The following is a 12,074-nucleotide window of genomic DNA, read 5'->3' as shown; positions in this document are numbered from 1 at the left end:
CGGAACAGCCTCTTTGCCGCCCCGTACTTTCCATGATGCGGAATCTTGATGGACCTTTTGTGAAAGTTTGCCCCTATCGGCCTGACGAGTCAAGGGTTTCCTGACTAATGGGAAAAGGCAGCCGTCGATGCGCATGATTCTTGCATTCGTGCTGGTGAGGGAATCGCGGTCCACTCTGCGTACTGCCCATTTTCTGATCTCGCTCCTTGTGGTAGCGTAAAATGAAACCTTTGTATCGCATCGTGGAATCAGAGAGGATTCTCCGACGATGAACCCGACAGCAGAAGTCATCAGACACCGTTTCGCCAGCTCGGTCGTGACGAGCCTCGCCCCTCTGCGTCCGGCTCTCACCCATCCGTACTCTGCTCCTCGGCATCTCCTGGCCGCTCGGCCGAACTCGACTCACACTCCGTGCCGATCGGCACGCGAAAGGGATGGAAGATCATGACACACAGCGGACGGCACTTTCTGCAGATCCCAGGGCCCAGCAACGTCCCCGACTCCGTGCTGCGAGCCATGTCCATGCCCACGATCGATCATCGGGGACCGGACTTCCAGGAGCTCTTCTCTCAGGTCCTCACCGGAGTCGCCGATATCTTCGGCACCTCCAACCAGGTCATCATCTACCCCGCTACCGGCACCGGAGCCTGGGAAGCCGCCTTGGTCAACACGTTGAGCCCAGGCGATGAAATCCTCTGCTACGAGACCGGCCACTTCTCCAGTCTGTGGAAGGCCATGGCCGAGAAGTGGGGCCTCAAGCCCACAATGATCCAAGGTGACTGGCGCACAGGAGCTGACCCGGAGAAGATCAGCGCAGCCCTGGCCGAGGACACTGCCCACCGGTTCAAGGCAGTCTGCGTCGTCCACAACGAAACATCGACCGGCGTGACGAGCCGCATTCCCGAGATCCGCCGCTCCATCGATGCTGCAGATCATCCCGCACTGCTCATGGTCGACACGATCTCCTCGCTGGGATCCGTGGACTATCGTCACGACGAATGGGGCGTCGACGTCACGGTGTCCGGTTCCCAGAAGGGATTGATGCTGCCACCAGGTATGTCCTTCAACGCTGTCAGCGACAAGGCACTGGCGGCCCATGAGAAATCCACTCTGCCCAAGTCCTTCTGGAACTGGACTGAGATGCTCGCCTCCGGGAAGAATGGGCAGACCCCCTACACACCGAACACGAACCTCCTCTACGGACTCAAGGAATCCCTGCGAATCCTCAACGACGAGGGAATGGACAACGTCTTTGCCCGCCACATCCGCTTCGGCGAGGCAACCCGGGCAGCGGTTGAAACGTGGGGGCTCGAAGTGCTGTGCACGAACGAGAACGAACACTCACCGGTCCTCACCGCCGTGCTCATGCCCGAGGGCTTCGACGCCAACGAACTGCGGGGAATCATCCTCGAGAGGTTCAACATGTCTCTGGGTGCGGGACTGTCGAAACTCAAGGGAAAGATCTTCCGCATCGGCCACCTCGGCGACCTCAGCGACCTGACACTGGCCGGAACCCTCTCCGGCGTGCAGATGGGCCTGCAGCTGGCAGGGGTCAAGGTCAATCCCTCGGGCGTGGAAGCCGCGCTCGACATCCTCCGGGACACGTGAGGGGCGGCCCCACCTGCACGGCAACGCTTCACTCAATGAGTCAGCCTCCGCACGATCGATTGGTGAGAAGACAATGGGCGACTTCATCGCAGACCTGACCCACAGCATTGCAGGCACGGTCGACACCTCGGCACGCAGGCGAGCCGAATACGCGGTCGACGCCTCGAACTACCGCGTACCTCCGCAGGCCGTCGTCTTCCCGACGACGACGGCCGATGTCGCTGCCATCCTCGATGTGGCACGGTCCCATGAAGTGCCGATCACCTCCCGCGGCGGAGGCACGTCTCAGGCAGGCAATGCCATCGGGACCGGCGTCGTCATCGACTTCTCCCGACACCTCAATCGGGTCCTCGACATCGACCCCGTCGCCAAGACCGCACGTGTTGAGCCCGGTGTTCTCATGAGCGATCTGCAGAAGGCCGGTGTCCCGCACGGTCTGCGCTTCGGACCCGATCCGTCGACGAAGAACCGTGCCACGATCGCAGGCATGATCGGCAACAACTCCTGCGGACCACACGCGATCTCCGCGGGACGCACCGTTGACAACGTCGTCGAACTCGACGTCATCGATGGGCTGGGACGACGCTTCACCGCTGGAGATGGACTCACCCCGGTACCCGGGCTGTCCGATCTTGCGGCGAGCCACCTCGGCGTCATCCGCACCGAATTCGGCCGCTTCAGTCGACAGGCGTCGGCCTATGCGCTGGAACACCTGCTGCCGGAGAACGGACCCAATCTCGCACGGTTCCTCGTCGGCAGCGAGGGCACTCTGACGACGACGATGGAAGCTGTGGTATCCCTCGGGGACGTGCCGAACTCACCGACCGTCCTGGCCCTGGGCTACCCGGACATGTTCGTCGCCGCCGACGCGGTTCCACGTGTGCTGCCCCACGGACCACTTGCCGTCGAAGGCATCGACTCTCGCCTCATGGACATGGTCCGCGCCCACAAGGGCAAGGACGCGGTCCCCGAACTCCCCGCTGGTTCCGGGTGGCTGCTCATCGAGGTCGCCGGAGCCACCGCTGCGGAGGCTGTTGCGAACGCGCAGGTCATCGCCGACGATTCCGGCACAGATTCCTACCGGATCATTCCCGCCGGCCCAGAGGCCTCGACTTTGTGGGGCATCCGGGCCGACGCCGGGGGACTGGCTGGACGCACCGAGAAGGGCGACCCGGCCTGGACAGGATGGGAAGATGCCGCGGTTCCCCCGGACGTCCTCGGCGACTACCTGCGTGAGCAGGACGAGCTCATGAACAGCTACGGGGTCGTCGGACTGCCCTATGGCCACTTCGGCGACGGGTGCGTCCACATGCGCACGAATTTCCCCTTCGACCAGCCGGAGGGCACCGAGATCTTCCGCAGCTTCCTCATGGAGGCCGGCCGACTCGTCACCAAGTTCGGAGGATCTGCCTCCGGTGAACACGGTGACGGTCGCGCCCGCTCCGAACTGCTGGCACTGCAGCACTCAACCGAAGCCATCACCGCATTGGAACAGGTCAAACGCCTCTTCGACCCGAAGATGCTGCTCAACCCCGGCATCATCGTCGATCCGCTGCCACTCGACCAGGATCTGCGCCGGCCGCAGGCGATCTCGATCCAGGCGGCAGGCGGGTTCTCCTTCTCCCATGACAAGGGAAGCTTCACCGATGCGGTGCACCGCTGTGTGGGGGTCGGCAAGTGCCGTGCGGATACCACTGGTTCCGGTGGTTTCATGTGCCCGTCCTATCTGGCCACGCGCGATGAGAAGGACAGCACTCGGGGACGCGCCCGCGTACTTCAGGAGGTCACCAACGGCGGCCTCATCAACGACTGGAACTCCGCAGCCGTGCACGAATCGCTGGACCTGTGTCTGAGCTGCAAGGCGTGTGGCAGCGACTGCCCTGCGGGTGTCGACATGGCTCAATACAAGTCCGAAGTCCTCCACCGCACGTACAAGGGAAAGGTCCGACCGCTCTCCCACTACTCGCTGGGATGGCTGCCCATGTGGGGCAAGGCCCTGACCGCGGTTCCGGGAGTCAGTGCAATCGCGAACGCAGCACTGTCGTTGAGGCCGTTGGCCAAACTCGTGCTGGCAGGTGGCGGGATGGACACCCGGCGCGGCATGGTCAGCTTCAACGCTCAGCGCTTCTCCCGCTGGGCGAAGAGGAACGTCACGGAGGCCCAGGCCCGTGACGAGTTGGTGGGAGAACACTATGTGCGCAGCTCAACGGTGCAACGCGGACACCGGCCGCAGGTCCTTCTCTGGGCGGACTCATTCTCCGAGTACCTCTCGGATGCCGGGGCCAAAGCGACCGTCGCAGTGCTGGAGGCCGCCGGTTTCGAAGTTCTGCTGCCGGAGTCACAGGCATGCTGCGGCCTGACTCTGATCTCCACCGGTCAGCTTGATGCGGCACGGGCCCGGCTGACCCACACCATGGAGGTGCTGGTCCCGTATGCGCAGAAGGGGATCTCCATCGTCGGCATCGAGCCGAGCTGCACCGCTGTACTGCGCAGCGACCTGAAGGACCTGTTCCCCGATGACACTCGGGCCAGCCTGATCGCGGCGCGCACCTCCACCATCGCTGAGGTGCTGGTGGAGTCGGACATCGATGTGCCCGATCTGTCCGGCCGGACCATCGTCGTCCAGCCGCATTGCCATCAGCATTCGGTCATGGGCTTCGCCGCGGATCGAAAGATCCTCGAACGCACCGGAGCCACCATCCGCGAACTGGCAGGGTGCTGTGGGCTGGCGGGCAACTTCGGAATGGAGGCCGGTCACTACGAGGTCTCGGTCGCCGTGGCCGAGAACGCGCTGCTGCCAGGACTGCGTGACGCTCCGGAGAACTCGATCTTCCTGGCCGATGGCTACTCGTGCAGAACCCAGGCGAATGATCTCGCCGAAGTGCAGGGCATGACCTTGTCCCAACTGCTGACAGGGGAGGCTGCGGGCTCCGACCACTCCGCGAGGGCGAAGCGGCTGCCGGAGGGTGTCGGGGCCTGATGGCCTGAGCGCTGATGGTGCTGGGTATCGGGGCTGTGCCTGACCAGGCCGCGGCCGACACGCTCCGGAACGCACAGGTGCGACGCATCAGATTGATGCGTCGCACCGCAGCGCACACGCGTTGCTTGTTCGTGTCCTCAGCTCCGTGGGGTCAGCGAAGTGTGTCCTCCTTCGCCGCAGCATCAGCCTTCCGTGTTCTGAGGTTACGGATCACCGCACTCACCAATGGGTAGGCGAGAGCGATGAGAGCCGCGACCGTGAGAATGAGCGAAAACGGACGCTGGAACATGATGAAGAGGTTCCCATCGCCCATCGCCGAGGTCTGGACCAGGTACTTCTCCAACAGCGGGCCCAGCACCAGGCCGAGAACGAATGGTGCCGCCGGGAAGTCGAAACGCTTCATGAAGTAGCCGAGCAGCCCGGAGAAGAACACGATCCACAGTGTGAATGTGTTGTTTCCCAGCGCGAAGGCACCGACGAAGCTCATCATGAGCACGATGGGGTAGAGGAAGACGTACGGAATCCTGAGAATCTGAGCGAAGACCGGAGCCAGCGGCAGGTTGAGCACCAGCAGGATGAGGTTGCCGAAGAAGAAGCTCACCAGCAGACCCCAGACCAGGTCAGGTTCCTGTTGAAAGAGCAGAGGGCCCGGCTGGAGTCCGAAGATGACGAAGGCCCCCAGCAGCACCGCAGTCGTTCCGCTGCCGGGGATCCCGAGTGCAAGTGTGGGGATGAAGCTCGCATTGGCGGCAGCGTTGTTCGCAGCCTCCGGCGACGCCACGGCCTCCGGGGCACCCTTCCCGATGAGATGCTTGAACTTGCTCACCTGCTTCTCCACTCCGTAGGCGAGGAATGTGGCCAGAGTGGCTCCGGCGCCGGGAAGGACACCGACGGCAAAGCCCAAGACGGTGCCGCGCGTGGCCGCAGGGGCGGAGCGGGTCAGCTCCTCCTTCGTCACCAGCAGATCCTTGAAACGTGCACGGATGGGTTTCTCACCGCCTCGGCGGATCTGGTGGAGAACCTCACCGACGGCGAAGATTCCGATCATCACGGCAACGAAATCGAGCCCGGAGAGCAGGTTCACGCTGCCGAAGGTGAACCGTGCTGTGGAGAACCCGGATGCCACACCGACCATCGACACGAGGAGGCCTGCCGCGGCCATTGTGATGCCGCGCAGAATGTTCTCGCCGGCAAAGGACACGATCGTGGCCATACCCAACAATATGATCGCGAGATTCTCCGCAGGCCCGAAGTTGAGCGCGAAATGTGCGATCGGTTGGGCCAAGGCCATGAGGCCGATGAGCGAGATGATCGCAGCGAAGAAGGACGCCAGGGCAGAGATCGCCAAGGCGGCTCCTGCTCGGCCTTTGCGCGCCATCTGATAGCCGTCGAGGGTGAGCACGACGCTCGATGCGTCTCCGGGGGTGGAGATGAGGATCGAACTGATCGAAGACCCGTACTGGGATCCGTAGTAGATTCCAGCCAACATGATGAGGGCTGTGACCGGTTCGAAGGCCAGGGTCACGGGCAGAAGAATGGCCACACCCGTGGTGGAGCCGAGGCCGGGGAGCAGCCCGATGACGGTTCCCAGGAGGACGCCGACGAAGCACCATAGAAGGTTTTCTGGGCTGACCGCGGTTTCCAGCCCGAGCATGAGATTGTCGATCATGGAGAGTCCTCAGATCAGTCCGAGCATCCCTGTCGGCATGGGAACCGACAGGACGAGCCCGAAGACGATGTAGACGAAAACGGCTGCGCCGATCGTAGTGGCCGCAGATGTCCACCATTTCTGCTTCTCCACGACGAGGAGCAGGAAGAGGATCGCGGCGGCCAAAGAGATGATGAGACCGATGACGGGTATGAGCGCGAGCGCGACTCCGAACGTGATGAAGATATAGAAGGGTGTGCGGTTGCGCTGCTTCTCAGTCCGCCCGAAGGTGTCAAGGTCACTGTCGGTGCCGTCATCGGAACGAGACTCAGCAATGGAGTCGATCGACTCCGCCGCCCTGGCTTCGATGTCTTCGACCGCAGACATGATGCGACCTCCGGAGGTGCCCACGCGGGCGAAGAAGAGCCGGAAGATCTCAGCCGCAGAGGCGAGGAAGATGAATGCCCCGGTGAGGAAGGGGAGCATTCCCGGCCCGACCTGCCCGCCTTCCACGGTGAGACCGTAGCCGAATCCCATGATGGCGGCCGTTCCTCCGATGACTCCGAGGATCGAAGTCCCGACGATATCGGCGAGATCCGGCTTGTTCCGAGGCGGAATCTTCTCTGTGTCGGTTGCCGTGCTCATCGTGGACTCACCTGCACTCCCGTGGCCGCTCCAGCCGCAGCTCCCGCAGTTGCGCCCGCTCCCGCGACTGCATTGCCGGTATCTGCCGTGGCCCGACGGCTCTCAGCCATTCGCACCGCCAGGTCGAAGGCATGGGTGCTCGGCCCGAGGTCGGCCTTGCCTGTGCCGACGATGTTGTGGGCGGTTCCGTGTGCAGGGGTAGCGATGGGAACCGGAATTCCACCGTGGACAGTGACACCCTGATCGAAGCCGAGCAGCTTCATCGCGATCTGACCCTGATCGTGATACATCGTCACCACACCGTCGTAGTCCCCGCCGACCGCGCGGGCGAAGAGAGTGTCACAGGGGAAAGGCCCCTCGACATCGATTCCACGCGAGCGGGCCAACTCGATGGCCGGGGCGATGTCGTCGATCTCCTCTCTGCCGAACTTCCCGCCCTCACCTGCATGCGGGTTGAGCGCGCAGACGGCCAGGCGAGGCGTCGAGGTGCGCGTCTGCGCCACAACACGATTGAGCAGCTCGATGGTCTCAAGCACCTTGCCGGCACTGATTCCTCCGGCGATCTCCGAAACCGGAACATGCGAAGTGACACGTGCCGTGACGAGCGATTCGATGAAGTTCAGCTCCGAGGTGAAGCCGTCGAAGTCGAGCCGCTTGGCGAACCAACGCAGCTCGTCCTCCTCGGTCATGCCCGCCTGCCCCATGGCACCCTTGTTCAGAGGGAGGAACATCACAGCATCGGCCTCACCGCCGGCGCACAGATCGAGCGCTGTGGCCAGATCGGCCAGAGCGCGCTCGCCTGCGGCGATGCTGACTTCACCGACGGGAATGGCAGGCCCCCGGTAGTCGGTGCCGAGATACTCGATGCCATCGCGATCGGCAATCGTCACCGCCGCAGTTGCGGCGAAGGAGTCCAGTTCCTCAGCCGTCGCTGTGACGAGCAAACGCGCCCGAGCGCGATTGGCGGGATCAGCGAGGAGCCGAGCCATGAGCTCGGGCCCGACGCCGGAGAGATCTCCGGGAACGAGGACGATTCGGGGGATGTCTGGCATCATGATCATTCCCCGATCGCGTCCCGAAGCTCTTTGTCGTTCTCGCCGAGGTAGGTGGCGAAGTCATCGCCGTAGGCGGCGTTGGGCTGCATCATGTTGTCTTCGATGTAGGTCTTATATGCGTCCGACTTCTCAAACTCCTTCGCCTTCTTGATCCAGTACTCCTTCGCCTCCTCGGGAATGTCTTCGGGAGCGATGACACCACGGAACTGTGCGAAGGCGACGTCGATGCCCTGTTCCTTTGCCGTCGGAATATCCTTGAGCTCCGGATATTCGTAGCGTTCATCGGCCGCGGCGCACAGAGGTTTGAGGTCCCCTGACTCCAACTGGCCGGAGACCTCGCCCGGATTGACTGAGATCGCCTCGACCTGGCCGCCGAGAGCCGCGGTGATCGCCTCGGCCCCGGACTCGAAGGGCACTCGATCGAATTTCGCCTTGGTGGCCTTCTCCATCAGGGTGAACGTGATGTTATCGAGACCAGTGGCCCCGGAAATGGCGACGACAGTACGCTCCTTCTTAGCCTTATCCGTGAGATCGGAACAGGTCTTCAGAGGAGAGTCCGCCTTGGTGACGACGAGAGTGTAGTCATCTCCGAGCTTCATGATCGGAGTGAAGCTCTCGTGGGTGAACTCCACATCCTGGGTTGCCGGCAGAGCGAGCATCGCCGTCTCCGTGGCGAGGAGATAGTTCGGATCGCCGCTGCGCCCGAGGAACTCCGAATAGCCGACGGCTCCCGAGCCGCCATCGATGTTCTGAACCGTGATGGTCTTATCGGTGGCCTCCTCCAGCCCCGAGGCAGTGGCACGGCCGGCGATATCGCTTCCGCCGCCTGCGGCGAAGGGCACGATCATCGTGACATTGCCCTTCGGCTCGAATTCTCCGCCGGCGGTATCTCCCGAGGCTTGGCCGCAGGCGCTGAGACCCAATGCGAGAGTGCCGGTCACGGCCGCGGTGGTGAGCAGTTTCTTCGAATGCATTTCCATCTCCCTTGACAGAATTTTCTGTGGTGCCCGATATTGTTTTGCTGATGTTGTAGTCGGCTGGTGTCAGCGTCGACAGCTCAATTGGTCGCAGACAGCGAAGCGCGTACCTCCTCGAGCCAACGATCGGATTCCGGGGTGGCTCCATCGAGCTGGTCGACGATGTCGACGAGGAACGACAGGTTTCCGTGGTCGTCGAATTCGCGTTCGATCTCATCGGGGTCACGACGAAGGATGACGTCGAGCATGCGCGCATGCCTGGCGACGTTGCCGTCGAGATCCTCGATCTCGCGCCTGGCCTGGTTGTTCAGCGCCATGCACATCTGCAGCTGCATCGCCATCGCCCGATACGTCGATTCGATCCTCGCGTGACCGGCCAGGCCGACGACTGCGTAGTGGAATTCGAACCCGGCCGCGACCATGTCGCCTTCGGTGCCGGATTCTGCGATCACTTCCATCGTGCGCAGCGTCTCGCGGCAGCGTTCGACCCTGTCCGGAGCGAGCTCGGGCAGCGTCAGGCTCATGGCCATTCGTTCGAGTTCGCGACGCAGGGTGGCGATCTCAAAGACATCGTGTTGGGAGATCGACATGATCCTCACGCCCTTGCGCGGCACGTGCTCGACGAGACCGGTGTGAGCGAGTTCTTTGAGTGCTTCACGCAGCGGAGGGCGTGAAATGCCCAGTTCTTCGCACAGGCGCTCCTCCACGAGTCGTTCTCCCGGCATGTAGTTTCCTGCCAGGATCGTCCCTTCGAGTGCTTGCCTGGCCAATGTCGCCAAACTGGGTTGAGATGCGATGAGAGTAACCACTTCCGGATAGATCCTCTTTTGTATACAGTAGTGTGAAGACTGTAACGCGGATCACATCAGCAAATCAATGGTTTGTCCAAGGTTGGGCACGTGATTCCTACAGGATCGACGAATATCAGAGGAGGATCTCATGGATGAAACCGAATCCGGCTCGACTGGCGGTAGCGAAGGGCCCCTCTCCGGGGTGACCGTTCTTGAGCTCGGAGTCTTCATGGCCGGACCATTCGCCACGATGCAGCTGGCCGACCTCGGTGCACGGGTGATCAAGATCGAAAACCCGATCGGCGGTGATCAGACTCGGAGCACGGGGCCCTTCATCAACGGAGAGAGCACCCCATACATGCTCATCAACCGGAACAAGGAATCAATCACCCTCGATCTCAAAAGCGAGGTCGGGCAGGAAGCCTTCATGCGACTGGCGGAGACGGTCGACGTTGTGGTGGAGAACATGCGGCCCGGAGTCATGCAGCGCCTCGGCGTCGCCTACGAGAACGTCCGTGAGCGCAACCCCGGGATCATCTACGCCTCGGCATCGGGGTGGGGTCAGGACGGTCCGCTGGCGAAATTGGCCGGGCTCGACATCATGGCCCAGGCCCGCAGCGGGCTGATGAGCATCACCGGCCAACCCGACTCGCCACCGGCCAAGGTGGGTGTGCCTATCTGCGATCTCACCTCGGCGATGTATGTGGCGCTTGCGCTCACCTCGGCGCTCTACGAACGCAACCGATCAGGGGAGGGCCAGTACATCGACGTCTCGCTCTTCGAGAGCGGAGTCTCCTACGCCGTGTGGGAGGCGGCGGGATACTTCGTCGATGGAAAGGTGGGCCGACCGAACGGTTCCGCACACCAGAACCAAGCCCCCTATCAGGCGGTCCACTCAGCCGATGGGTATGTGACCATCGGTGCGAACACTCCTCGCAACTGGGTGAGGTTCTGTCAGGGCCTCGGCCTGGCGGAACTGCTCGACGACGCACGCTTCCAAGAGTCCTATGACAGGCTCACTCACAGAGACGCGCTCATCGATCTCATCGAAGAGAAGACGAAGACGATGACGACCGACGAGGTCGTCGAAGTCCTCAATGAGGCGGGGGTGCCCTGCGCACCGATCAGTGACTATTCGCAGGTATTCACGGATGCGCACCTGGCCAGCCGCGACTTCTTCTGGGACTCTGAGCACCCGGTGGCCGGCACTGTCCGGCAGATCGGCTCTCCGATGCGATTGTCACGGACACCGGCCAGGCGAGGACCTGCCGGCCCCTCTCTCGGTGCCGACAACTCGATTCTCGATGAACTCGGGTTCTCAGAAGCCGAGCTGATGGAACTGAAGTCACAATGAGATGCGAACAGGGAAAGGCGCGACCATGACCGAAGCAGCGAACGCAGAGGCGAAGACAGGCAACCTGATCGTCGAGCGCGAGGACGGCGTCCTCACCGTCACCTTCAACCGGCCCGAGGCGCGCAATGCGATGACCTGGGACATGTACATGGGCCTCGCCGAGGCGTGTGAAACGGCCGATGGAGATGACTCCATCCGCGTCATGGTCCTGCGCGGAGCGGGCGGGAAGGCCTTCGTCGCCGGAACGGACATCGCTCAGTTCGTCGAGTTCGACGGCCCCGCAGGTGTCGCGTACGAAAAGCGCATCTCTGAGGTGCTCGCTCGACTGCGAGCCGTGAACGTCCCGGTCATCGCGGCGGTCGACGGCTACTGTGTCGGCGGAGGGCTCGGCATCGCAGCCTGTGCCGACGTGCGCATCGCCTCCTCGCGGGCACGCTTCGGGGTGCCGATAGCCCGGACCCTCGGCAACTGTCTGTCCGGGGACACCTTGAGCTTGCTCATCGAGCTGCTCGGCCGTGCCCGCGTGGTCGACATGCTGCTGCGTGCTCGCTTCATCGAGGCCGACGAGGCTTTGAGCGCTGGGTTCGTGGGACTCGTCACCGAGGACATCGCCGAGGCGACCGCAGAGTGGGCAGTCACGCTCAAGGGGCACGCACCGCTGACGATGTGGTCGGTCAAGGAAGTTGTGCGCAGGCTCTCGGATGCCAGCGGTTCAGTTGACGATGAGGACATCGTCGAGCGTATCTATGGTTCGCAGGACTTCCACAGTGCCGTGCACGCGTTCATCGATAAGACTCCCTACGAATGGCGCGGGCGATGAGTCGATTCCGGGCAGGTCCGAGACCGCATCGAGAGCACTACTATCCGGTAGGTATCCGATCGGAGGGCATGACTTTTGACCTGGGGAAACATCACTGATTAAATCAAGGTGCCTTCACAAAAGTGAAGTGTCTTTACGAAAGGAAAATCATGATCAACCTCAATCTCCCAGATATCCTTAACGCCATCCTCGGGGC

At 62.5% G+C, this 12,074-nt stretch carries 9 protein-coding genes; 4 read left to right on the top strand and 5 right to left on the bottom strand.

The genetic code is table 11. The features are described 5' to 3' along the window. The first annotated feature begins 444 nt into the window (after positions 1 to 444). Positions 445 to 1,608: a pyridoxal-phosphate-dependent aminotransferase family protein gene (locus JFC13_RS11665; protein WP_198397244.1), complete on the top strand. Its 1,164-nt coding sequence runs from the start codon at positions 445 to 447 to the stop codon at positions 1,606 to 1,608. A 73-nt stretch (positions 1,609 to 1,681) separates the two neighbouring features. Beyond that, positions 1,682 to 4,588, top strand: coding sequence for an FAD-binding and (Fe-S)-binding domain-containing protein (locus tag JFC13_RS11660; RefSeq protein ID WP_198397243.1), 2,907 nt, complete (start codon positions 1,682 to 1,684; stop codon positions 4,586 to 4,588). A gap of 151 nt (positions 4,589 to 4,739) precedes the next feature. On the opposite strand, the gene JFC13_RS11655 is transcribed toward JFC13_RS11660, so the two are convergent. The 5 genes from JFC13_RS11655 to JFC13_RS19685 form a co-directional block, all read right to left on the bottom strand. Beyond that, the gene (locus JFC13_RS11655; protein WP_198397242.1) at positions 4,740 to 6,257 is read right to left on the bottom strand and encodes a tripartite tricarboxylate transporter permease; all 1,518 of its coding nucleotides are present in this window, start codon (positions 6,255 to 6,257) and stop codon (positions 4,740 to 4,742) included. 9 nt (positions 6,258 to 6,266) lie between these two features. Continuing rightward, positions 6,267 to 6,881: a tripartite tricarboxylate transporter TctB family protein gene (locus JFC13_RS11650; RefSeq protein WP_198397241.1), complete on the bottom strand. Its 615-nt coding sequence runs from the start codon at positions 6,879 to 6,881 to the stop codon at positions 6,267 to 6,269. Continuing rightward, complete coding sequence (locus tag JFC13_RS11645) at positions 6,878 to 7,936, bottom strand: 4-hydroxythreonine-4-phosphate dehydrogenase PdxA (protein WP_232488531.1); 1,059 nt, start codon at positions 7,934 to 7,936, stop codon at positions 6,878 to 6,880. Before JFC13_RS11645 ends, JFC13_RS11650 begins: the two co-directional genes overlap by 4 nt. A 2-nt stretch (positions 7,937 to 7,938) precedes the next feature. Next, complete coding sequence (locus JFC13_RS11640) at positions 7,939 to 8,910, bottom strand: tripartite tricarboxylate transporter substrate binding protein (protein ID WP_198397239.1); 972 nt, start codon at positions 8,908 to 8,910, stop codon at positions 7,939 to 7,941. Positions 8,911 to 8,993: 83 nt separating this feature from the next. Continuing rightward, a complete protein-coding gene (locus JFC13_RS19685) occupies positions 8,994 to 9,722 on the bottom strand; it encodes a GntR family transcriptional regulator (RefSeq protein ID WP_198397238.1) in 729 nt (242 codons plus the stop codon). 130 nt (positions 9,723 to 9,852) lie between these two features. On the opposite strand from JFC13_RS19685, the gene JFC13_RS11630 reads away from it, so the two are divergent. Then, positions 9,853 to 11,058, top strand: a complete 1,206-nt coding sequence (locus JFC13_RS11630) for a CaiB/BaiF CoA transferase family protein (RefSeq protein WP_198397237.1) — start codon at positions 9,853 to 9,855, stop codon at positions 11,056 to 11,058. 25 nt (positions 11,059 to 11,083) lie between these two features. After that, positions 11,084 to 11,878: an enoyl-CoA hydratase gene (locus JFC13_RS11625; RefSeq protein WP_198397236.1), complete on the top strand. Its 795-nt coding sequence runs from the start codon at positions 11,084 to 11,086 to the stop codon at positions 11,876 to 11,878. Positions 11,879 to 12,074: the final 196 nt, after the last annotated feature.

The organism is Brevibacterium antiquum, from assembly GCF_016107655.1.
GTDB lineage: Bacteria > Actinomycetota > Actinomycetes > Actinomycetales > Brevibacteriaceae > Brevibacterium > Brevibacterium antiquum.
The sequence above is the reverse complement of the archived record's forward strand: the minus strand, read 5'-3'. Positions and strand labels throughout refer to the sequence as shown.